General features: G+C 49.0%; 26 protein-coding genes. All 26 read right to left on the bottom strand.

The genetic code is table 11. The features are described from left to right. Positions 1–15 precede the first annotated feature (15 nt). Positions 16–885, bottom strand: coding sequence for a tyrosine-type recombinase/integrase (locus tag HJV72_RS16965; RefSeq protein ID WP_208072779.1), 870 nt, complete (start codon positions 883–885; stop codon positions 16–18). A 291-nt stretch (positions 886–1,176) separates the two neighbouring features. After that, complete coding sequence (locus HJV72_RS16960; RefSeq protein WP_330619029.1) at positions 1,177–1,725, bottom strand: cupin domain-containing protein; 549 nt, start codon at positions 1,723–1,725, stop codon at positions 1,177–1,179. Between the two features lie 59 nt (positions 1,726–1,784). Next, positions 1,785–3,056 carry a phosphoribosylamine--glycine ligase gene (gene purD / locus HJV72_RS16955; protein ID WP_208072775.1) on the bottom strand — a complete coding sequence of 424 codons (1,272 nt, stop codon included), beginning with the start codon at positions 3,054–3,056 and terminating at the stop codon, positions 1,785–1,787. A gap of 38 nt (positions 3,057–3,094) precedes the next feature. Then, entirely contained in the window at positions 3,095–3,721 is a 627-nt protein-coding gene (gene purN, locus HJV72_RS16950; RefSeq protein ID WP_208072773.1) for a phosphoribosylglycinamide formyltransferase, read from the bottom strand. After that, a complete protein-coding gene (gene purM, locus HJV72_RS16945) occupies positions 3,715–4,740 on the bottom strand; it encodes a phosphoribosylformylglycinamidine cyclo-ligase (protein ID WP_208072771.1) in 1,026 nt (341 codons plus the stop codon). Before purM ends, purN begins: the two co-directional genes overlap by 7 nt. A gap of 11 nt (positions 4,741–4,751) precedes the next feature. Further along, positions 4,752–5,264, bottom strand: a complete 513-nt coding sequence (gene purE, locus HJV72_RS16940; RefSeq protein ID WP_208072769.1) for a 5-(carboxyamino)imidazole ribonucleotide mutase — start codon at positions 5,262–5,264, stop codon at positions 4,752–4,754. 76 nt (positions 5,265–5,340) lie between these two features. Beyond that, entirely contained in the window at positions 5,341–7,389 is a 2,049-nt protein-coding gene (locus HJV72_RS16935) for an aminopeptidase (protein ID WP_208072767.1), read from the bottom strand. Next, positions 7,390–7,788 (bottom strand): DUF6142 family protein, encoded by a 399-nt coding sequence (locus tag HJV72_RS16930; RefSeq protein WP_208072765.1) that lies wholly within the window; start codon positions 7,786–7,788, stop codon positions 7,390–7,392. Further along, complete coding sequence (locus tag HJV72_RS16925; RefSeq protein ID WP_208072763.1) at positions 7,748–8,236, bottom strand: VanZ family protein; 489 nt, start codon at positions 8,234–8,236, stop codon at positions 7,748–7,750. The genes HJV72_RS16930 and HJV72_RS16925 overlap by 41 nt, the downstream gene beginning before the upstream one ends. Before the next feature lie 25 nt (positions 8,237–8,261). Beyond that, on the bottom strand, positions 8,262–8,414 hold the full coding sequence (locus HJV72_RS16920) for a hypothetical protein (protein WP_208072761.1): 153 nt from the start codon (positions 8,412–8,414) through the stop codon (positions 8,262–8,264). A 14-nt stretch (positions 8,415–8,428) separates the two neighbouring features. Beyond that, positions 8,429–9,103: an orotate phosphoribosyltransferase gene (gene pyrE / locus HJV72_RS16915; RefSeq protein ID WP_208072760.1), complete on the bottom strand. Its 675-nt coding sequence runs from the start codon at positions 9,101–9,103 to the stop codon at positions 8,429–8,431. Between the two features lie 12 nt (positions 9,104–9,115). Continuing rightward, the gene (locus HJV72_RS16910; RefSeq protein WP_305798503.1) at positions 9,116–10,018 is read right to left on the bottom strand and encodes a dihydroorotate dehydrogenase; all 903 of its coding nucleotides are present in this window, start codon (positions 10,016–10,018) and stop codon (positions 9,116–9,118) included. Next, positions 10,018–10,791, bottom strand: coding sequence for a dihydroorotate dehydrogenase electron transfer subunit (locus HJV72_RS16905; RefSeq protein ID WP_208072758.1), 774 nt, complete (start codon positions 10,789–10,791; stop codon positions 10,018–10,020). The genes HJV72_RS16910 and HJV72_RS16905 overlap by 1 nt, the downstream gene beginning before the upstream one ends. Next, a complete protein-coding gene (gene pyrF, locus HJV72_RS16900) occupies positions 10,784–11,710 on the bottom strand; it encodes an orotidine-5'-phosphate decarboxylase (RefSeq protein ID WP_208072755.1) in 927 nt (308 codons plus the stop codon). Before pyrF ends, HJV72_RS16905 begins: the two co-directional genes overlap by 8 nt. A 12-nt stretch (positions 11,711–11,722) precedes the next feature. Continuing rightward, positions 11,723–13,009: a dihydroorotase gene (locus HJV72_RS16895; RefSeq protein WP_208072753.1), complete on the bottom strand. Its 1,287-nt coding sequence runs from the start codon at positions 13,007–13,009 to the stop codon at positions 11,723–11,725. Between the two features lie 95 nt (positions 13,010–13,104). Further along, a complete protein-coding gene (locus tag HJV72_RS16890; RefSeq protein WP_208072751.1) occupies positions 13,105–14,289 on the bottom strand; it encodes a S41 family peptidase in 1,185 nt (394 codons plus the stop codon). Between the two features lie 16 nt (positions 14,290–14,305). Further along, complete coding sequence (locus HJV72_RS16885; protein ID WP_208072749.1) at positions 14,306–15,415, bottom strand: murein hydrolase activator EnvC family protein; 1,110 nt, start codon at positions 15,413–15,415, stop codon at positions 14,306–14,308. A 20-nt stretch (positions 15,416–15,435) separates the two neighbouring features. Next, positions 15,436–16,344, bottom strand: coding sequence for a permease-like cell division protein FtsX (ftsX, locus tag HJV72_RS16880; RefSeq protein WP_066573841.1), 909 nt, complete (start codon positions 16,342–16,344; stop codon positions 15,436–15,438). Further along, a complete protein-coding gene (gene ftsE, locus HJV72_RS16875; RefSeq protein WP_208072747.1) occupies positions 16,334–17,020 on the bottom strand; it encodes a cell division ATP-binding protein FtsE in 687 nt (228 codons plus the stop codon). Before ftsE ends, ftsX begins: the two co-directional genes overlap by 11 nt. A gap of 16 nt (positions 17,021–17,036) precedes the next feature. Continuing rightward, on the bottom strand, positions 17,037–18,125 hold the full coding sequence (locus tag HJV72_RS16870) for a PucR family transcriptional regulator (protein WP_208072744.1): 1,089 nt from the start codon (positions 18,123–18,125) through the stop codon (positions 17,037–17,039). A gap of 214 nt (positions 18,126–18,339) precedes the next feature. Continuing rightward, positions 18,340–19,038, bottom strand: coding sequence for a WecB/TagA/CpsF family glycosyltransferase (locus tag HJV72_RS16865; protein ID WP_208072742.1), 699 nt, complete (start codon positions 19,036–19,038; stop codon positions 18,340–18,342). 109 nt (positions 19,039–19,147) lie between these two features. After that, positions 19,148–19,342: a small, acid-soluble spore protein, alpha/beta type gene (locus HJV72_RS16860; RefSeq protein ID WP_049730310.1), complete on the bottom strand. Its 195-nt coding sequence runs from the start codon at positions 19,340–19,342 to the stop codon at positions 19,148–19,150. A 151-nt stretch (positions 19,343–19,493) separates the two neighbouring features. Continuing rightward, a complete protein-coding gene (locus HJV72_RS16855) occupies positions 19,494–19,685 on the bottom strand; it encodes a PspC domain-containing protein (RefSeq protein ID WP_066573824.1) in 192 nt (63 codons plus the stop codon). A 47-nt stretch (positions 19,686–19,732) separates the two neighbouring features. Then, entirely contained in the window at positions 19,733–20,566 is an 834-nt protein-coding gene (locus HJV72_RS16850) for a DUF4097 family beta strand repeat-containing protein (protein ID WP_208072740.1), read from the bottom strand. Positions 20,567–20,569: 3 nt separating this feature from the next. After that, a complete protein-coding gene (locus HJV72_RS16845) occupies positions 20,570–21,256 on the bottom strand; it encodes a DUF1700 domain-containing protein (protein WP_208072738.1) in 687 nt (228 codons plus the stop codon). Beyond that, positions 21,253–21,576: a PadR family transcriptional regulator gene (locus HJV72_RS16840; protein ID WP_066573817.1), complete on the bottom strand. Its 324-nt coding sequence runs from the start codon at positions 21,574–21,576 to the stop codon at positions 21,253–21,255. Before HJV72_RS16840 ends, HJV72_RS16845 begins: the two co-directional genes overlap by 4 nt. Positions 21,577–21,623 lie beyond the last annotated feature (47 nt).

Raw genomic sequence — 21,623 nt, 5'->3', positions numbered from 1 at the left:
ACAACATAATACATATTATGTTGTTTTTTTGTACTCCGGGATTACCAGATTCATCTTTGAAAGCGACTTCTGACATTCTCTTCCGGTTGTCATCGTGTATGTCCTCGTCGTTTCTATGCTCGCATGGCCAAGGATGTCTGCCAGCCTTACGACGTCCTTCTGCAGACGGTAGTAGGTTAATGCGAACAGGTGCCTCAGATTATGGGGGAATACTTTCTTGTCGCTCACCTTTGCATCCATACACAGCTTTTTCATCGCGTTCCAGATATTGCTCCGATCCATAGGTTTTCCACTTTTGGTGATAAAGATGGAGCCGCTCCGAATATTCTCCTTGCGGCAATAGTCCTTCAGCATTTTATTAAGCGCGGCAGGTATAAAGATCACCCTTACTTTGCCTTTGTTTTTGACAACCGCTTTCCCTTCTTTCAAGCTTTCCACCGTGATATACCTATGTTCGGACACCCTGATCCCCGTGCCGCAGATTGTCTGCAGCAGCATATAGAGACGTTCATTCCCGTTATTCATTGCTGTATCCAGCAGTCTCTTATATTCGCTTTTTGTAAGTTCTTTTTCCTCATCATAAAAAGCTGAGCGCTGTACCTTATGAAGCTTTACTTTCAGGTTGTTCAGCTTCATAAACTCTAACAATCCGTTCAAGGCAGCAAGCATGCTGTTGATGCTGGACATCTTATATCTGTCGGACAGGCTGCCCTTATATGCGACCAGAACCTCTTTTGTAATCACTTTATCCCCCTCCGGCAGATATCGATAGAAATATGTGACATCCCGCATATATTTCTCAATCGTCGCCTGGCTCCGTTCTTCGTCATACAGATGTTCTCTGTATTTTTTTAAAATGTTCTGATCCAATACCGCTTTCTTCATTTCATGATTCTCTCCTTTAACCTAATAATTTGATTTTTATCATAGCATGCCGTAACATCAAATCATCTGGTTATTTTTACCATATGCTCCGTCTGTTCACTTTTTTTGGTATCTGGCAAGCACATGGGGCTGTCGGGAAATAGATAACCTCAATCAGGGGCAGGTGTGACTCGCATGAGTCACACCTGCCCCTGAAATATCTCCATAAATAGAAAATGGCAGTTTCCAGTGCAGTACCGTTTTGGAATGCACGGTCCCCTATTACCTTCACCCCGTTTTAGAATCACTTGATTATTTTATTTCCTTACACCTTGTCCAATATGAGACGCAGCTCTCCTTTGTCCTGTTAAAATAGCAATGCCGCGTGTGTGCCTTTATGAGAATCGTATCCCCCTCGTCCAGCTCGAAAGTCTGGTTATCCAGAGTAAGCGTCAGCCGCCCTTTTAGAACAGTTCCGACCTCGTGGTATTCATGCTCCCACCACAGTCCGTCCCCTGCCCCGTCCGGTTCGATCGTCATATAGATGAAAGAGGCATTTTCCAGCCCAAAGTCTATATTCTCCAGCTTCATATTGTGCTCTTCGCTGATTATCGGCTCCCGCTCATTCCGACGGACGATGATATCTTCTTCTTTATTCGTCTCCAGAAGGCTGAACAAAGAGGTGCCAAATGCCTCACATATCTTCTGGATATTGACCAGGGTCGGACTGTTGGCGTTCCGTTCCAGATTGCTCAGGTATCCGATTGATAATCCTGTCGCATCTGACAGCTGCTGTAACGTCATGCCCTTTTTCCGCCTCTGGCTGCGGATGCTGTAACCAATCAACTGAATATCATTCAACGTTTCCATGCTCCTTCTTTCTCTATATCTTGCTGCGCATTACGGCCTGCGTCTCATCTTTAAGCCTCATCAATCGCTTTTCCGATATCGTGACGCATATATTTGTTGTCAAACTTCACCCATTCGGTGGCTGCATAGGCATTGGCCCTGGCCTCCTTCAGGTCTTTCCCTTTTGCCGTCACGCCGAGCACACGCCCGCCGTTCGTCACGATTTGTTCCCCGTCGAACTTTGTACCGGCATGGAAGCAGTAGTATCCGTCATGTTTCTTGAATTCTTCCAGCCCCGATATCGGAAGTCCCTTCTCATATTGAACGGGGTATCCGTCGGATGCAAGAACTACGCAAACAGCCGCATTGTCTTCAAACTGAAGGTCTATCTTGTCAAGCGTGCCATCGACACATGCCTCTATCACTTCTATGAGATCATTCTTCATGCGTGGAAGCACCACCTGAGCCTCAGGATCGCCGAATCTGGCGTTGTATTCCAGCACTTTCGGCCCCTCATCCGTCAGCATGAGGCCGAAAAATATGATTCCCTTGAATGGCCGTCCCTCTGCTTTCATGGCATCGACCGTCGCCTGATAGATGTATCTGTCACAGAACTCTTCCACCTCTTTCGTGTAGAATGGACTTGGCGAAAATGTACCCATTCCGCCTGTATTCAGCCCGGTATCGCCGTCACCGGCCCGTTTGTGGTCCTGGGCGGACGTCATCGTCCTGACCGTATTCCCGTCCACAAAGGACAGGACGGAAACTTCCCGTCCGGTCATAAACTCTTCCACGACCATCGTATTCCCGGAAGCTCCAAACTGCTTATCTACCATAATCGTCTTCACGCCGGCTTCCGCCTCTTCATATGTATTGCATATGAGCACTCCCTTGCCCAGGGCAAGGCCATCGGCCTTCAATACAATTGGGAATTTTGCAGATTTCAGATAGGCAAGCGCTTCTTCAGGGTCTTCAAAATTCTCATATCCTGCCGTCGGAATGTTATATTTCTTCATGAGGTCCTTAGAAAATGCCTTGGATCCTTCCAGTACGGCCGCGTTCTTTTTCGGGCCGAACGCCCGGATACCCGCCGCTTCCAGTTCATCCACAAGGCCGCCTACAAGAGGGTCGTCCATACCTACGATTACAAGGTCGATTCCCTTTTCCCCGGCAAAAGCTACGATCTTGTCAAATTCCATGGCACCGATGGGGACACATTCCGCCAGTTCCGCTATCCCTGCATTTCCAGGGGCACAATATATCCTATCAACCTTTTCGCTCTTTGCCACACTGTGAGCTATGGCATGTTCTCTTCCGCCGCTGCCGACTATTAATACCTTCATTCCACGTTCTCCTCCTGTATCTGTCATGCTATCCTGCTTTACTCTCTGATAAACACTCTTCCGTCTGCCACCTTCACCCTGCCTGCGGCAATGAGGCCGACGGCCTGCGGCAGTATCTTCCACTCTGCCTGCTCCATCACCCGCCGCTGAAGCACTTCCGGGGTGTCGCCCTGTACTACCTCCACGGCCTTCTGCAGAATAATCGGGCCGGTATCTGTCCCTTCGTCCACGAAGTGCACGGTCGCTCCCGCCACTTTTACTCCGCGCTTCAGCGCCGCCTCATGGACTTTCAGCCCATAATACCCTGTTCCACAGAAAGACGGAATAAGAGAAGGGTGTATATTGATGATGCGGTTCCTGTATTTCTCTATCATCGCCGGCGGTATGACGACAAGGAATCCCGCCAGCACGATAAGATCCGGCGAAATCGTATCCACCGCCTCCAGAAACTTCTCATTAAACTCATCTCTGGATACAAAGTCCTTCGGGGATATGCATATCCCCGGAATCCCATTGTCTGCCGCCCGCTGCAGCGCGTATGCATTCCTGTTATTACTGATCACACCGGCCAGCTTCGTATTGGCAACGGCACCGGAATCCACGGCATCTATGAGTGCCTGCAGATTCGTTCCGCCTCCGGATACGAGCACAACTACATTTAGCATAATGTAACTCCCTTTTCGCCTGCCTCGATGCGTCCTACGACATACGGAGCTTCTCCGGCAGCCTTTATCGCCTCCATCGTCTTGTCAGCATCACCGGCATCCACTGCCACGATCATGCCAAGCCCCATGTTATACGTATTGTACATCGCATGTTCTTCAATCTGTCCTTCTCTTGCCAGCAGTCCGAATATCGGCGGAACCGGGTAGCTGTCCTTTTCCACGACTGCATGCATGCCGTCACATAGCATACGCGGAATATTCTCATAGAAGCCGCCTCCGGTTATATGGCTGCAAGCTTTTATCTTCACGCCCGCCGCCTTTATGCGGGACAGCGCCTTCACATATATCTTCGTCGGCGCGATGAGCGCCTCGCCTAATGTGGCATCCAGTTCTTCATAATATGTATTCAGCGATTCTTTTGTCATGTCAAATACTTTTCTCACGAGAGAGAAGCCATTGCTGTGCACCCCTGAAGATGCCATGCCGATGAGTACGTCGCCGGCTTTCAGCTCTTTTCCTGTTATCAGGTCTTTTTCATCGACCACGCCAACCGCAAATCCGGCCAAATCATACTCATCTTCCGGGTAGAAGCCCGGCATTTCTGCCGTCTCCCCGCCGATGAGGGCCGCCCCGGACTGTACGCATCCGTCTGCCACGCCGCTCACGATTGTGGCAATCTTCTCGGGCTCATTCCTGCCACATGCGATATAATCGAGGAAGAATAACGGCTCTCCCCCCGCACAGGCAATATCGTTTACACACATAGCGACACAGTCGATACCAATCGTATCGTGTTTATCTAAAAGAAATGCCAATTTCAGTTTTGTACCAACACCGTCCGTCCCTGATACGAGCGTCGGCTTCTCCATATTCTTGAATGCTTCCATAGAGAAAGCTCCCGAGAATCCTCCGATATTCGTCAGTACCTCCGGTCTCATCGTGTTCTTGATGTGTTCTTTCATCAGCTCCACAGATTTATAGCCTGCTTCGATATCTACACCTGCGTTCTTGTAATCCATTCCTCTTCTCCTTACATCTGGTTCATATATTCTTTATATCCAAGTTTATCGAGCTTTTCTGATTTGGCCTGCACTGTCTCCTTCATTTCCCGGGAATAGGCCTTCAGCCTTTCAAGAAGCTCCGGATCAGAAGTCGCCAGTATTTTGGCGGCCAGTATCGCTGCATTGGCTCCCCCGTCAATCGCAACTGTCGCAACCGGAATTCCAGGCGGCATCTGGACGATAGAATAGAGCGCGTCCTGCCCGTCCAGATTCTTGCCGGACATCGGGATTCCGATAACAGGCATCGGGAAGATGGCTGCGCACATGCCGGGAAGGTGTGCCGCCATCCCTGCTCCTGCTATGATCACCTTATAATCCTTCTCTTCGGCTGATTTCGCATAATCATAGAATATATCCGGCATACGGTGTGCAGAGATGATAGTCATCTCATATTCTACTCCTAATTTTTCAAGCATATCGGCTGCCTTGCTCATCACTTTCATGTCTGAGTCGCTGCCCATAACGATTCCTACTTTTGGCATAATCTTCATCCTTTCGTATTTAAAATTTCTATATGAATCATATCATACTGAACGTCGGCAGTTCAATACGCATGTCCTAATTATTGTATTTTTCCAGCGGCTCGTTCAGAATCTCCGTGCCCGGAAGCACGAACCTTCCATTTTCAAGCAGCCGAATCTCTTCTCCCGCCCGGGTGACAACGGTGATGCTGCCGAGTTCATCATAAGGTATCGTGATATCCGTGTGGCAATGGAAATATGCTTTTGACACATCCTCCGCCCGTCTTGCTGACACGGCATTGTCTCTTGCCACAATCTCTTTCCCATCCGGATTATACACCTTGATATCCTCGCTCCAGCTGTAGCACGTGTCTCCAACTGCAAAATGAGGACCCATCTTCTCTGCAATCAGAATCGGCAGCTTATCTTCTATCCCGTATTTCCCCGCAACGACATAAGCGGTCGTATTCGTCCCGATGGCAAATTCGCCGAGGGGAAGCGTCGCATGCCTGTGGAGGATGTTGTCATGTACATAGCTTTTGTTCTCCGGCTCCCGTTCAAAATTGCCGCACGTATACTCTGCTATCATGCCGTTGGAGAATGTCATTTCAAGATCTTGATACAGCAGCTCGTTCAGATATACGCGGCTTACATGCAGGATGCCGTTCGTGCCTTCCAGTACCGGAGAGGTGAACACCTCCCCTACCGGTATGTTGACATCTGCAACACAGTTTTCAAATATTGTCTCCTTCTGTGGATCCGCAAGCCGGTAAAGCTGCACCCTCATATCCGTCTTATTGCCGCCTCTGCCTTTGACATGTACATATTCGCCTTGGTCGAGGGCATCGATGAGCGTCTGCTGGACTTTGGCATATAGAGATGCATCCAGCGTATTGATTCTGATAACTTCATCGAAGATCTCTTCATACTGCCTGCCAATCTCCGGCACAGGATATGCAACGATAGTAAAGCTCCTCTCTTCGCCTTTGATATACGTATTCGTGATCTGCCCGGAACGGCTGTCATAGAGCAGCGACAGCTCTTCCTGCTTTTTCGTAAGCCTGACTGCCGTATCTTTCTGCTCCGGCGAAAAAGGATGCTCGCCGAAGACATCCATGCAGGCAGGACCTGCAAACCGGGCGGCCAGCTCCTTATTCTGTTCGTAGGCCGTCTGGATGACTTCCAGCCTGCGCTCTATGAACTTTTTATCCAGATACAGCCCCTGGTCATTTCTATGGTCGTATTCGTACTGCTTATTCGGAATGGCTCCGTAATAGCCGGTCTTCAGATGCTGACGTTTCGTCAGCACGCTTGCGCCGGAGCGGTAAATGACAGGCCTGAGGCCCATCCGGGCAAAATTCTCTATCGCCTGGCGGATGACCCGCTCAAAGCCTATTACATACCGGATGTTCACGACAGACTTTTTAGACAGATCCTTGCCCGTATTGATGAATCCCATCCGATAGCCTTCCGTGAAGGTATCAGCCATCTTCCGGATGACAGATGCATCGAGGCTGTTCAGGTGTTCTGCCGTCTTCCATTCATTCTCGCTTATATACTCTCCGAACCGGTACAGATATCTCAGGTCCGAGAGGTCGCTGTCCATGATAATATCCGTGGCGAATGACTCATCCGGATCGATCTGCTCCCTGACCCTGTCGGCCGCGAACACGTCACAGTAATCGCTGGCATACCAGTAGATTATCTCCTTCAGCGTCTCAGTCTCAGGTTCTCTCTTTTCTTCAAACACATTATATATCTCTATGAACAGTTCATATAAGATGTCCAGATATTCCTTCCTGCCCTCGAACATATATGGGATTGCGCCTCTCAGCTCCGTGTACAGGAAGCTCAGTATCTGTCCGTATTCTCTTCCTGTCTTCTTCACGGCATAATCCGGATTGGCATAGCTCGTCTCATACTGCCCGGGCAGTATATCTGCATACAGGCTTTCATTCCACTTTTTAAGCTCATCAAGCGGAAGGTCCGCATATGTTCCGCTCTCTATCTTGCTGTTCAGTTCATCAAGCATTCCGATAAACCGTGCCATGCAGCAAAAGTAGTCACGGAATGTTCCGGCCACCGTATCTTCCTTACTGATTTCTTTAATGCGTTCTATTGCAAGTTCATATCTTTCCTCGATCATCTAAAACAGCCCCCTGAAAAATATACTCATAAGACCCAAAAGGAGGAGCACATTACAGACGACTCCTACCTTGCAGGTTATGTAATTCTTCTCTCTCTCCCGGAAACCGCGGATACCTGACATCAGCCCAAGCCAGGCCAGTACCGCTACCGCCAGACCCGCGAAGCCGGCAGCCACGCTCACGCTGCCCTCTGACACGTAGGAAAAGACGAGCATTACCATAAGTATCAGGAACACGCTTCCTGCATAGCAGCAGGAATTGATCCCCTTTTTGGCGTGCTTAAGCGGTGCCTGCCCGTACTTGCCGCGCATCATCTTTCTGCGCCGTTTCTCCCGCTCCTTCTGTATGTCCTTCGACCTATCTTCTTCTTTGTCTTTTTGCCTTCTTTTTATGATCATATCTTCTCCTCGCTGCTGCACAGATTGCAAATATCATATAGCCTAATACACCGCCTATCGTATTTAGCAGAAGATCATCCACATCAAAACTGCCCACTTTCGTCACGAGCTGGAATGTCTCCACGCACAGGCTCAGTCCAAAGCTGTAGAACAGTGCGGAAAAGAAGCTTCTGTGACGACTTGCCATAGGCATAAAGAATCCAAAAGGCATAAAAATCAGCACGTTGCCGAACAGGTTCGTGAACATGGCATATATTCCAAGCTGTTCCCGGTACTCCCAGAAACGTTTGATCTCCTGGAACAGCACAAGATTATACCGGTATTCCTGCATCACTCCCGTACGGCCGTACCAATCAGATAATAAGAGAAAATAAACGAGAAACGCGATATAAAATACAAATAATATTTTCCCGATTATGCGGATTCTTTTTCTGTTTTTCGTATTCAAAAATATAGCACCCTTTCAATGCAGGCTAAAATGTAAGCCCCTTTCTATCTTTTAACAAGCGTGCCCCACTCACAATCATTATCACGCCTGCCGCAATTGCGACAGCCATCGTGACGATACCGGTGGCTATACCGGCAGCCCCTGCGAAACTCATGGTTTTATATGCTTTTTCATTCATAAGAAACCCTCCTGCTACTTCACGCCATATTGTTTATAATATGCATCAATTGCCGATTTTAATGTATCGTCGATGATAACTTTTCCTTTATATGGCCTGTTATAGAGATGTTCCGTCACCTCTTCCATCGTGACGATAGCCGTCGTCTTCAGACCGTATTTCTCTTCTATCTCCGCAAGTGCGCTCTTCGTACCCTGGCCGCGTTCCATGCGGTCCACCGACACGACAAGACCCACCGGGGTCACATTGCCCTGCGCCTTGATAATGGGGAGCGTCTCCTGTATAGAGGTTCCTGCGGTTGTCACATCTTCGATGATAACGACTCTGTCTCCGTCCATTATAGGACTCCCAAGAAGAATCCCCTTGTCACCATGGTCCTTCACTTCCTTACGGTTAGAGCAGTACCGGATGTCTCTGCCATAAGATTCGCTGATGGCGATCGTTGCGGCTACTGTAAGCGGAATCCCTTTATAAGCCGGTCCGAACAAGACGTCAAATGCAAGGCCGAAGCTGCCTTCTATCGCCTTCGCATAGTATTCCCCAAGCTTACGAAGCTGCGCTCCTGTCCGGTAGAAGCCTGTATTTACGAAAAAAGGCGTATTTCTGCCGCTCTTTGTCACAAAATCTCCAAATTTAAGCACTTCACAGTCGATCATAAACTCAATAAACTCTTTTTTATATTGTTCCATATATAACCTCCTCTACTTTACAAGCCCTGTCAGCCCGGATACGTGTTCGAACCCGTACCGCTCCATATAAGCCTCTATGCCCTCCGCCACCTGTACGGTTGCAGTAGGATTATAGAAATTGGCGGTACCCACAGACACGGCCGAGGCTCCGGCAAGGAGAAACTCTATGGCATCCTCCGCCGTCTCGATTCCGCCCATGCCGATGACAGGGAGCTTCACCGCGTTTGCCACCTGATAGACCATCCGCACCGCAACCGGCTTTATCGCAGGCCCGGACAGGCCTCCGGTCTTGTTGGCCAGCGAGAACGCTCGCCTGTGTATGTCAATCTTCATCCCGGTCAGCGTATTGATAAGCGACAGTACATCTGCCCCTCCCGCTTCCGCCGCTTTCGCCGTCTCGGTGATATCTGTCACGTTTGGACTCAGCTTCATGATGACCGGCTGCTTTGCACGCTTCTTGACCTCGGCCGTAATCTCTTCCACCGCTTTCGGATTCTGTCCAAAGGCGATGCCGCCCTCCTTGACATTCGGACATGATATGTTTATCTCGAGCATATCCACATCTTCATCAGCCAGACGCTCCACTACTTTGCAATAATCCTCTGTCGTCTTTCCGCACACGTTGACGATAATCTTTGTATCGAACTGTTTCAGGAAAGGTATGTCACGCCGGCAGAACACATCGATTCCTGGATTCTGGAGTCCGATGGCATTCATCATGCCAGACTTCGTCTCCGCAATCCGTGGCACCGGGTTGCCAGGCCACGGTACATTCGCCACGCCTTTCGTAACGACTGCACCGAGGCGGCTCAAATCCACGAATTCGCTGTATTCTTCCCCGGAGCCAAACGTTCCTGAGGCTGTCATAACCGGATTCTTAAGCTCCACACCTGCAAGGTTCACTTTTGTATCCATCAGATTTCCACCTCCGTAGACAAGAATACCGGCCCGTCTTTACAGACCCGTTTATTATGTACGTTGCTGTGGCTGTCGGTCTCTTTCGACTGGCACACGCAGGCAAGACATGCCCCGATTCCGCATGCCATCTTTTCTTCCAGCGATATGTAGCAGACAATTCCGTGTTCTTCTGCATATGCCTTAAGAGCCCGGAGCATCGGCGTCGGGCCGCAGGCGTAGATGATATCCGCGGCAAGCCCGTGCTCACGCACCGCATCCAGCACATTTCCTCTCGTGCCTGCGCTGCCATCCTCTGTAGCCACATAGAGCTCCCCATATCTCTCCAGATCTTCCGTCAGAAACAGCTCATCTTTGTATCCGGCGATAATCTGCCTTGCACCTGGCAGCTGCTTGGCAAGCTCCAGCATAGGAGGTATTCCGATGCCGCCGCCGATCAGGAACGCCCTTCCCGGATTCTCAAGCGGAAAGCCGTTGCCGAGAGGCCCCATCACTTCCAGCGTATCTCCTGGTTCCAGCCGGGAAAACAGCTCCGTACCGGTCTCTTTCCCCGTCACACGATACACGAGCCGTAATCTCCCCTTAAGCTTGTCTGTCTCACATATGCTTATCGGACGCGGCAGCAGCTTGCTCCCGTCCTGCGTATACAGAGACAGGAACTGCCCGGGCTTTGCTTCCGACGCCATGCACGGAACCTCAATCCACAGGCTGTAGATGCCTGTGGCAATCTGCTCCTGTGAGATGACCGCAGCCTGTCCTTTATATTTACTCATGTTCCAGCGCTCCTTTTATATCTGCTATCATATCCTTTACCGCGGCTCTTGCGGCATCGGCAAAGTTCGCCTCGCCAAACTGTGCATACTGCTCCAGCTTGTACGCCGCTATGATACCTCTGGAAGAATTCACGATTGCACCGAGTCCGTCTTCGTTAAAGAAATGTACAAGGTCTTTGCCTCTGCCTCCCTGTGCCCCGTATCCCGGCACGAGGATATATGCTTTCGGCATAATGCTGCGTAAGACTCTGCCCATCTCCGGGTAAGTCGCACCGACGACCGCACCGACGTAGCTGTACTCGTCTCCCATGAGTTCTTCTCCCCACGCAGCCACCTTCTCTCCTACGAGTTCGTATAACGGACGACCGCCGACCAGCTGGTCCTGGAACTCGCCGCTGGATGGGTTTGATGTCTTTACGAGTACGAATATGCCTTTCTTCTCCTCTTTGCACACATCGAGGAACGGATTGACGCCGTCGGAACCAAGATATGGATTGACTGTTACAAAATCCTCATCAAACGCAGCGAGCGTCCTGCTCCCTACCTGAACTCTTCCGAGATGCCCCACTGCATATGCTTTCGACGTGGAACCAATATCTCCGCGCTTGATGTCCCCGATGACAACGAGCCCCTTTTCCTTACAGTAATCTGTCGTCTTCTTGAATGCGGCAATCCCGGGGATTCCAAACTGCTCATACATGGCTATCTGTGGTTTGACTGCTGGAATCAGGTCGTACGTATTATCGATAATGGCTTTGTTGAACTGCCAGATTGCTTCCGCAGCCCCTTCAAGCGTCTCGCCATATTCTGAGAAAGCCTTTTTCTGTATATGCTCCGGTATATAGCCGAGCATTGGATCCAGACCGACAACAATCGGTGCTCCTGTATTCCTGATATTAGACACTAGCTGATTAATCACTTCGTCTTCCTCCTATCGTATCTCATTTTCATAAACGACCGTCCCGCCGACCAGCGTATACATGACCTGTCCTTTTACTTTACGTCCATGGAACGGCGTGTTCCTGCCTTTTGAGGCAAATGTATCTTTATCAATCGTATATTCCCGTCTCGTGTCAAAAATCACGATATCTGCGGCCTTTCCCTCAGATACAGACCCCTTGTCTTCCAGTCCAAGTATGCTGGCCGGGTTCGTACTCATCTTTTCTGCCATATCTGTCATGGTCAGTATCCCCGGCTCTACAAGTTCTGTATACGTCAGCGCGGCTGAAGTCTCTACGCCTACGATGCCAAAAGCCGCCTGCGCCATGGATTTGTTTTTCTCTTCTTCTGAATGAGGCGCATGGTCCGTAGCTATGACATCCATGATTCCGTTCTTCAGACCTTCCCGCAGGGCTGCTACGTCTTCTTTGGCCCGGAGCGGAGGATTCATCTTATAGTTCCCGTCGTCCTCCGGTATGTCGTCCGCCGTCAGTATAAAGTGATGCGGGCATACTTCACCGGTGACAGGGAGCCCGCCCTCCTTGGCAAGCCGAACCATCTCCACGCTGTCTGCGGTGGAGCAGTGGCACAGGTGGAGCCGCACGCCTGTCTCCTTGGCAAGCAGGATATCTCTCGCCACGATGACGTCTTCCACGGAATTGGTGATCCCTTTCAGGCCGAGACGCTCTGCGTTCTCATCTGCATTCATGACACCGCCCTCTACCATCGTGATATCCTCGCAGTGGGCGAACACGGAGATGCCACATTCCTTCGCTTTCTCCATCCCCCTGCGGTATAGCGACGCATTCATCACCGACTTGCCGTCTTCGCTTATGGCATGACAGCCTGCAGCCGCCATCCCTTCTATATCAGCCAGCTCACGGCCAATCTGGCCTTTCGTCACTGCACCGAGCTGGATCACATGGGCAGGAGAATCCTTGGCCGCCCTTGCGTGCACATCCTCTACTTTCTCCCTGTCGTCGATGACCGGCTTCGTGTTTGGCATGGCGCACATCGTAGTGATGCCGCCTTTTACCGCAGCCTGTCCTCCGGTCGAGAGCGTCTCCTTATACGTGAATCCCGGATCTCTCAGATGTACATGCATGTCGATAAATCCTGGCATGACGTAACAGCCTTCTGCATCAATGACACGGTCGGCTTCTTCCTTTATCTGATGCTCTACCTTGATTATTCTATCCTCTTCTATCAGCACGTCATATATGCCGTCTTTGCCTGTCGGCGGGTCGATGACGTGCCCGTTCTGAATCAATATTTTCATATATGCTTCCTTTCTGTTTCTAAAAGTACATACTATGTTTTATTTTAGCACAAGGCAAATTAAAAGGGAATGCCAAACAGACATTCCCCTTTTGCTTACATATTGCCTTTTATTACTTCCAGTGCTTTGTCAAGCTGGTTATCCGCTTCCGGATTGGCCTCGTCTGCCTCGTACTCTACCTCAACATCTGGAGTAATGCCCTTTCCATTAATGTTTCTCCCTTTTGGCGTAAAATATTCAGCGATCGTCAGCTTCACGCAAGTACCGTCCTTCAGGTCGAATATCTGCTGCACGACACCTTTTCCGTAAGTCTGGGTTCCGATGATCTCGCCGAGGCCATAGTCCTGAATCGCACCTGCATATATCTCGGATGCGCTGGCGCTGTTGCCGTTCACAAGCACAGTCATCGGAAGCTTGAACTGATGTTCCTCGTCCGATGTCTCTTCCGAACGGTTCCCATCCTTGTCTTCGGTATATACGATCAACCCCTCCGGCAGCATCAGGTCAAGCATATCGCACACGGTAGCCAGGTTGCCGCCCGGATTGTTCCGCAGATCCACGATGAGGCCTTTCATCCCCTGACCTTCCAAATCCTCGATGGCCGCTTTATACTGGTCATATGTGACGGAATCGAATTCTGACACGCGGATATAGCCCACTTCGCCGTCCTTCATCTCATACTTGACGGTCTGCGCCTCAACCTTGCCCCTGACCGCAGTCACTTCCACTTCGTCATTGGCATCGCCTCTTAATACGGTCATCTTGACTTCCGTACCTTCTTCACCCTTGATATTGGAGACGACTTCCGTCAGATCCACACCCGTCACCTCTTCGCCCTCCACCTTATAAAGGATATCGTCATCTTTAATGCCGGCTTTCTGCGCAGGAGAATCGTCATATACCTGCAGTATGGTGATGATGCCCGTCTCTCTGTTCTGGCTTAATACGGCCCCGATGCCGCTGTATTCTCCCGACGTCGTCTCAAGGAGCTGCTCTGTCTCCTCTTTGTCGTAGTAGACAGAGTACGGGTCCGCAAGCCCATTGATATACCCTTTGTATATTCCGCTCTGGAGCGCATCTTCATCCACATCTCCGAGGTAGCTTCCGTCAATGAGCTGCTGAAGCATCTCCAGCTTCTCCTCTGTCTCAGTGTCTACTACTTCCTCTTTGCCAGCTGACGCTTTGTTTAATCTGCTTCCACAGGATACAAGCCCTGCAACCAATAACACAGCAAGGGCGCCACAGAGCGCCCCCTTGATAAATCCCTTGTTTTTCTTCATGATACGAGTCCTGTTCTTATAAATAATTACGCGGGTTGACCGGCACTCCGCCTGACATCACCTGGAAATGAAGGTGCGGGCCGGAGGAATTGCCTGTACTTCCTACCGCACCGATGTTCTGTCCCTTGCTAACGCTCTGCCCCGCTCTTACATAGATATTATTGCAGTGCATATAATATGTCTGCAGGCCGCCGCCATGGTTGATTATTATGAGGTTGCCCGCATTGCCGCTGTAGCCTGCGGATACCACGGTTCCGCCTGCTGCCGCGTATATCGGCGTTCCCGTAGCCGCGGCAAAGTCCATCCCTTTGTGGTTGGAGCTTGCGCCCGGAATCGGCTGAGGCCTCCAGCCAAATTCGCTGGATATGTAACTGTAGCCCGGACAAGGATGTGTAAATGTTCCGTTGCCTGACACGACGGACGCTCCCGCGCTTCCGCCACTGTATGACAGGGTGGCCTCCGCCTGCTTACGCGCCGCAGCCGCGGCGGCAGCCTCCAGCTTCGCGAGCGTATCGGCGGTAGCGCCTATCTCGCTCTCCAGCTGGCTGATTTCTGCATTCTTGCCCTCCAGCATGGTGTTCACGCTGTCCTGCTTGGCAATCAGGTCGTTCTGCATCGTCTCAAGCTCATCGTATTCTTCCTGCAGCGCCTTTTCCTGCTCTTCGACCGCTTTGACAATCTCCTGGAACTGTACGAGCATGCTTCTGTCATACTCGGAGATGGTCGTGATGTACTCCGCATTGTTCAGAAAATCACCGATGCTCTTCGACTGCACGAGTATCTCTATGAATTGGGAATTGCCGTTTTCATACATATACTGGATTCTCTTCTTCATGCTCTCGTACTGGTCATTTTCATCGACCTTTGCCTGAATCAGCTCTTCTTCTTTCTTTTCAATCTCAGCCTCTTTTTCGTCAATCCTGGCTTTCGTGTCTTCCATCTCGGCCACGATCGAATCGAGCTGGGCAGCCAGAGAATTCTTCTCATCCTCAGCCGCTTTCTTCTTTGATTCCAGTTCCTCTGCCTTTTTCTTCGTGTCGCTGATGCTTGAAGCGTTCACCTGTATCGCCATCCCCATACACAGAACCGTTATCAGCAGCACACTTATTATTCTCTTCCCTCGCATCTTACGTATCCCCCTTGATATTATACTTTAAGGTGTTTTCTGATTGTCACGAAACTTCCAAGGAAACCAATGCCCACTCCCAAAGCAAGGCCTACAGGAAGCAACGTCTTATATACCTGCATTACCGGCAGGAAGTCCACTATATTGTTGAGCAGGCTGAACTTGACCATGATATACTCAATCACTTTGCTGTAGAGGAAATACAGCAGAATCAGCGGCAGTACAGCACCAATCACCCCGATGAGCAGGCCCTCGATTACGAACGGCGACCTGACGAATCCGTCCTTAGCCCCTATATATTTCATAATCGCAATCTCTTCCCGCCGCACCGTGACACCCATCGTAACCGTGTTGCTGATGAGGAATACCGACACGATAAGAAGGATAACGATAATAGCCGCGGATACGTAACCGACAAGCTTGTTGACGCTTGTGAGCGTCTTTGCCACGACGTCGGACTTGTTGACCTTACGGACGCCGTCCAGGCTTTCCGCGTAGGATACCACGTCTTTTTGCTTGGATACGTCCGACATGTACACCTCATAGTTATCTGAATTGGCCAGCGGGTTGTCGCTTTTGAAACCTTCCGCAAGGTCGCCGGATTCCCCGAAATAATCATCTTTGAACTTATCCCACGCCTCGTCCGCGCTGATGTAGTTAACCTTTAGGACGCCGTCAGCATTCTTCAGGTCTTCTCCCACCTTATCCTTCTGGCTCTGTGTGGCATCTTCCTTGAAGAACACGGTAATCGCCACTCCTTCTTCCGCTTTGTCTACTATGTAGTTAAAGTTTATTACAATGGAATAGAACAGTCCGAACAGAAAGATACATGCCGCCATAGTGGCGATAGATGCAATGGAAAACATCTTATTTCTGCGGATGTTCTTAACCCCTTGTCTCATCGAATATCCAACTGTACTAATTCTCATTACTATACCCACCTTTTTTCTCGTCGCTGACGATGACACCCTTCTTCATCGTAACAACGCGCTTCTTCATCTCGTTTACAATCTCCTGGTTATGAGTAACAACCAATACGGTCGTCCCTCTCTCATTCGCCTCTTCTAGAAGTTTCATAATTTCCCATGAATTGGTGGGATCCAGATTACCGGTCGGCTCGTCTGCCAGCAGTATGGCAGGCTCATTAACAATCGCCCTAGCAATAGCTACACGCTGCTGCTCCCCGCCGGACAATTCCTTCGGGAACGACTTATACTTCTGAGCCAGCCCAACGAGGGACAATGCCGCCGGAACCTTCTTTTTAATCACACGGGTAGGCTTTTCCGTCACCCGCAGTGCAAATGCTATATTTTCGTAGATATTCCTGTCTTTTAAAAGACGGAAATCCTGGAACACGACACCGAGCCCCCTTCGATACATCGGTATCTTTCTGTGCTTCATCCTATTCAGGTTCTGTCCATTTACGACGATAGTACCTGAAGTGGGATCAAGTTCTTTCATGATCAGACGTATCAGCGTCGATTTGCCCGAACCGCTGTCGCCGACTATGAATACAAATTCGCCCTGGTCAATCTTCAGATTGACGCCATTAAGGGCTGCAACCCCTTTTGAGTATTCTTTCGTCACTTCTTTTAATTCAATCATATTCTCCTCCTGATTACTAATACTCCAAGGACTCCATGTACTTCATATATTTCACTACCATGAGTGCAATCTTGAATGTTATGGCATCCTCGAATACGCGCAGATCAAGTCCTGTGCTTTTCTGTAATTTATCCAGCCGGTACACTAGTGTATTACGGTGTATATACAACTGTCTTGATGTCTCCGACACGTTCAGATTATTTTCAAAAAATTTATTGATAGTCGTCAGTGTCTCCTCATCAAAATCATCTGGCGATTTCCCCTCAAAAATCTCACGGATGAACATCTTGCACAGCGGAATGGGAAGCTGATAGATCAGACGGCCGATTCCAAGCGCGCTGTAAGCCATGATATTCTTCTCGCCGAAGAATATCTTGCCTACATCCAAAGCAAGTTTTGCTTCTTTGTAGGATTTTGATACTTCTTTGATATCATTGACGATGGTGCCATAAGCGATAAGAATCTCTTCCTCGCCATCTTCTTTCAGAAGCTCATATAGCTCCTTTGCCACTTTTTCCAGTTCCTCATGTCCGTCATTGGCTTCCAGTTCTTTTACGACGATGATGTTCTTTTCATCTACTGCCGTCACAAAATCTTTAGACTTGTTGCCAAGGAGAGTCCGCAAATTGTCAAGGGCATTGCTGTCTTTCTCGTGCTTAGTCTCTATGATAAAGATAACACGCCTCACCTCCGTGTCTATATGTAGCTTTTTGGCACGGTTGTAGATGTCCACCAGCAAAAGGTTGTCAAGCAGAAGGTTCTTGATGAAGTTATCCTTATCGAAGCGCTCCTTGTATGCCACCAGAAGATTCTGAATCTGGAACGTAGCAATCTTCCCTACCATATATACATCATCTCCACCCCCGTTGGCAAGTAAAATATATTCCAACTGGTGTTCGTCAAAGATTTTAAAAAACTGATATCCCTGGACAACCTGGCTGTCAGCCGGGGATTCCACGAAGGATACTACCTCTTCCTCATAATTCTCCTGTTCTGAAAAAGTGCTTGCAAGAGATTTACCGTCGGTGTCCATCACGCAGAAGTCTATCCTCGTAATCCCTTTCAATCCTTCAATTGTATTTTGAAGTATTTGATTAGATATCATATTCCATCTCCTCCACTCATTTCAATATGCATTTTTCACAACAAAAAAAGCTTTCAAAGCCCTAAAACGCATACTACTAAAATCTATATTAATATATATCAACAAAAAAAGAAAGAGGAAATAACAATTTTTTGTTAATTTCCTCAACTTTTCATATATTTTTCACATTCTATACCATGTACATTGTTACCAAAAATAAATTCTTATATTTTTCTTATTTCGCGGACACCAGCGCTCCGCTCATATCTCTCTTCCTTTTTTCTATCTCCTTCTTAAAGATTCTCTTCAAAAAGAACTGCGTTATCCTGCCCTGTCCGAAGCCAGGCCTTCCAACCGGAAGTATCCCTTTGCCAAGGCCCATCCAGATTCTCGTGTTGAGTATTCCCCGGTTCTTGGCGATAAATTCTTCCTGCAGCGGCGATGACAATATGGATATCACGCAGTCAACCTCTCCCCCGTTGATGGCGTTGACAAGCATATCGTCCGCCCGGTTCTGAGCCGATACTTTGGCCAGTCCGACAATCTGGGAACCGCTGTAGGAATGCTCCAGGTAATTGTACAGGTGCTCCCCTTCCTCTTCGGACTCGACCAGAAGATATACTCTTTTGTGGTTCTTATGGATATAGCGGAAGAACATCTTCATAAACACATGTCCTTCTGTCTCCTGTATGGTTCTTCTGTCCGTAATGTCTGCTGCCTCCAGTATCGTCTTGTCACCTGCAAGCACGAGGTCGAACTTCCGTATGTCATCCTTAAGCTCCGGCACCTCATCCATCTGCATCAGTCCGTCAACCGTCACCAGTTCCACGACATTGACAGGGTCTGATTCCAGGTATCGGACCGTCTCCTTCATCGCTTCTTTTGCAGTATAGTTGTCAATATCAATATCTAAAACGCTAATCTTATCGTTCATATGCTCACCTTATCATGTTATTCCAGTTTTTCGATTATAGCAAAAGGATATTGGATTTTCAACCTTTGTCGGCAATTGTTCACACTTATTAATATTCGTAATACTTCTGTTACTTTTTCTCCTTCTCCCGCTTCTTCTTCGTAATCAGGCCTCCGATCCTCCCCGTCTCCTTGGACGACAGCGATTTCCAGCCGTCTGCCATCACCTTATCCAGAAGGCCAAGCTCCTCCGCTATCTCATACTTTATCTTCTCTTCATCCGTAAGTTCGTGAAGGTTAATTGGTTTGCTCTTCTTCCCAGACATAGTCAAAACTCTCCTTTTCATTTTTAGAGAGTATTGACAAGTTTTCTGAAAATATACAGAATTTGCATAGGGGTCAGACCCCTCGCATATGCGGGGGTCTGACCCCTATGAAATACTACTTATATGATACGAAGCCTTTCCTCCTCTTGTTTTAAGCCTGAGGCTGGTCCGGTATGATTATCGCGGCAATAAAATAAGCAAGAATGCCGGTACCTGTGCAGGCAAGCAGGACGAGCCCCAGCCTGATAAGCGTCGGGTCAACGTTGAAGTATTCTGCAATGCCTCCGCATACGCCGCAGATCATACGGCTCTGCCTTGAACGATATAGTCTCTTTGTCTCCATAGCTAATTCCTCCTTCTTCAATATCTATTCATTATTGTCGTATCTGCCTAATAAAAATCCACGCTTACCTTGCCTATTCCACAGTCGATATTCATCTCTTTTCCCGAAGCGTGTTCGATGGCCTTTTTGGAGCCCAGGCCGGTAAAATTCTCTTCTCCTACATCCACCTGGCCGATGCCGCATTTGATATAATAGCTGTAATCTTCCATCTTCGCGTTGACATCCAAATCAATCTCACCTATGCCGCAGTCGATATCCACTTCCCAGTCCGCCAGCCCTGCTGCCGTAATCTTGCCTGCCCCGCAGTCCAGGCTCGCCTCGCCTGCATGGAAGCTGCTGACTTCGGCCGCGCCGGCCCCTACTTCTATATCAAGGCTGTTAGCCAGGATGTCTTCCACATACAGATAACCCGCTCCCACTTCAAAGCTTACGTCATCAAATTCGTATCCTTTTGGCACGAACAGATATATGGTACCTATATGTTTCCCTCCATTTATACCCCATATGTGCTTTTTTGTCTCAATCTTCAGCTCTCCGTCCTCAACGTAGTATTTAAGCTTCAGACGGGAATCGACGCCCGATGTCTCGATCTTGATATCATCCGAATCCGACTGCAGCACCTGCAGCTCTCCGCCGGATATGTGGGCATCTATCTCATGAATCTGCATATTGGCAAATGTCTGACTCTCATCTGATTCACCGGTATATGTGTCTTTGTCGTGATGCCATTCGCTCTCTTTCACGATACTGAATCCATTAGGAAACCGGTCCTCTATCGCCTCAGCCGTAACGCCAAGTGCCATCGCCGTTATGCAGCATGCAAAGCCGACCACGGCAATGACTGCACATATTATCCAGAAAATCTTCCACCCTCTTCTCATAACTTACGCCACCGCCTTTCCCTGGAATGGTTTTCTTAACATCCATACGATTCCCCTTATGATACCCGGGAAAACGATAATGCAAAGCCTTATCGCACCTACTGTCGCAATCGTTCCTATGACCGCCAGCAAAAGCCCTGTGCCGACAAGTGCCAGGCCTACTGCAAGTGCCGGCACGAGATTGCCGAGTCCGATACAGAATAATGATATTCCTGCTATCACGACTGCGATAGATGCAATCACAAGTGCGATAAAAATGAGAAACAAGGCAAACACACATGACACTACTGCTAATGTAATTCCGATTGCAACCGGTATGACGACCGGGGCTCCAACGATGATAATTGCAATAATGAGGATTATCTTCAATGTCCGGTTCGTCCTTGGCGGCTCCTGTCCTCCGTACGTATATCCTTCCCTTCCGGCGGGCACATCTTTCTGTTCAAATCTTGTATCCGTATATCCGTTCTCGCTGAACTCTCCCTCGGTATCTCCGTCTCCGCTGAGGCCGGCTTTTATTGTTGCCGCAACCTTTTCCGGGCTCCCGAGCTCTTCTATGACTCTCTGCTCGTTCTCCTCGCCCGCATCATCAAAGTAGTCATTATAATACTTCATCGCCTCCCTGCGCTCCTCCACCGGAACATCCTGTAATAATGCGGCCAATTCTGTCATATATTCAATGCGATTCATGCCGTAGCACCTCCCTCAAACAATTCATTAATCTTATTGGAATAATTCTTCCATTCACCTCTATACAGATTCAGCTGGGCCATCCCTTTCTCCGTAACTTTATAGTAACGTCTGTTCCTGCCGTCAAACTGCTGATCGTACACTTCCAGGCATTCGTCCTTCTGCAGTCTCCTGAGCACCGGATATAGTGTGGATTCAGACACGTCAATCGCCTGCCGCACATCCTGGGTAATCTTATATCCGTAAGTCCCCTCTTTTTCTCTCGACACGACTGCTAGGACAATTGCGTCTAAAAGAGCTGCTCCGGTGTTAAATACCATATTATCACCTCTCTGTGTGTAAATTTATAATATTATGTAAGTTTCAA

Source organism: Extibacter sp. GGCC_0201, from assembly GCF_017566055.1.
Lineage (GTDB): Bacteria > Bacillota > Clostridia > Lachnospirales > Lachnospiraceae > Extibacter.
Note: the sequence above shows the minus strand (reverse complement) of the source record. Positions and strands in the feature narration are given on the sequence as shown.

Excerpts from the sequence above, each read along its gene's own strand:
- HJV72_RS16965 (WP_208072779.1), bottom strand. The coding sequence starts at position 885 with ATGAAGAAAGCGGTATTGGATCAGAACATTTTAAAAAAATACAGAGAA.
- purD (WP_208072775.1), bottom strand. The coding sequence starts at position 3,056 with ATGAAGGTATTAATAGTCGGCAGCGGCGGAAGAGAACATGCCATAGCT.
- purN (WP_208072773.1), bottom strand. The coding sequence starts at position 3,721 with ATGCTAAATGTAGTTGTGCTCGTATCCGGAGGCGGAACGAATCTGCAG.
- purM (WP_208072771.1), bottom strand. The coding sequence starts at position 4,740 with ATGGATTACAAGAACGCAGGTGTAGATATCGAAGCAGGCTATAAATCT.
- purE (WP_208072769.1), bottom strand. The coding sequence starts at position 5,264 with ATGCCAAAAGTAGGAATCGTTATGGGCAGCGACTCAGACATGAAAGTG.
- HJV72_RS16935 (WP_208072767.1), bottom strand. The coding sequence starts at position 7,389 with ATGATCGAGGAAAGATATGAACTTGCAATAGAACGCATTAAAGAAATC.
- HJV72_RS16930 (WP_208072765.1), bottom strand. The coding sequence starts at position 7,788 with ATGATCATAAAAAGAAGGCAAAAAGACAAAGAAGAAGATAGGTCGAAG.
- HJV72_RS16920 (WP_208072761.1), bottom strand. The coding sequence starts at position 8,414 with ATGAATGAAAAAGCATATAAAACCATGAGTTTCGCAGGGGCTGCCGGT.
- pyrE (WP_208072760.1), bottom strand. The coding sequence starts at position 9,103 with ATGGAACAATATAAAAAAGAGTTTATTGAGTTTATGATCGACTGTGAA.
- HJV72_RS16910 (WP_305798503.1), bottom strand. The coding sequence starts at position 10,018 with ATGGATACAAAAGTGAACCTTGCAGGTGTGGAGCTTAAGAATCCGGTT.
- HJV72_RS16905 (WP_208072758.1), bottom strand. The coding sequence starts at position 10,791 with ATGAGTAAATATAAAGGACAGGCTGCGGTCATCTCACAGGAGCAGATT.
- HJV72_RS16895 (WP_208072753.1), bottom strand. The coding sequence starts at position 13,009 with ATGAAAATATTGATTCAGAACGGGCACGTCATCGACCCGCCGACAGGC.
- HJV72_RS16890 (WP_208072751.1), bottom strand. The coding sequence starts at position 14,289 with ATGAAGAAAAACAAGGGATTTATCAAGGGGGCGCTCTGTGGCGCCCTT.
- HJV72_RS16885 (WP_208072749.1), bottom strand. The coding sequence starts at position 15,415 with ATGCGAGGGAAGAGAATAATAAGTGTGCTGCTGATAACGGTTCTGTGT.
- ftsX (WP_066573841.1), bottom strand. The coding sequence starts at position 16,344 with ATGAGAATTAGTACAGTTGGATATTCGATGAGACAAGGGGTTAAGAAC.
- ftsE (WP_208072747.1), bottom strand. The coding sequence starts at position 17,020 with ATGATTGAATTAAAAGAAGTGACGAAAGAATACTCAAAAGGGGTTGCA.
- HJV72_RS16870 (WP_208072744.1), bottom strand. The coding sequence starts at position 18,125 with ATGATATCTAATCAAATACTTCAAAATACAATTGAAGGATTGAAAGGG.
- HJV72_RS16865 (WP_208072742.1), bottom strand. The coding sequence starts at position 19,038 with ATGAACGATAAGATTAGCGTTTTAGATATTGATATTGACAACTATACT.
- HJV72_RS16860 (WP_049730310.1), bottom strand. The coding sequence starts at position 19,342 with ATGTCTGGGAAGAAGAGCAAACCAATTAACCTTCACGAACTTACGGAT.
- HJV72_RS16855 (WP_066573824.1), bottom strand. The coding sequence starts at position 19,685 with ATGGAGACAAAGAGACTATATCGTTCAAGGCAGAGCCGTATGATCTGC.
- HJV72_RS16850 (WP_208072740.1), bottom strand. The coding sequence starts at position 20,566 with ATGAGAAGAGGGTGGAAGATTTTCTGGATAATATGTGCAGTCATTGCC.
- HJV72_RS16845 (WP_208072738.1), bottom strand. The coding sequence starts at position 21,256 with ATGAATCGCATTGAATATATGACAGAATTGGCCGCATTATTACAGGAT.
- HJV72_RS16840 (WP_066573817.1), bottom strand. The coding sequence starts at position 21,576 with ATGGTATTTAACACCGGAGCAGCTCTTTTAGACGCAATTGTCCTAGCA.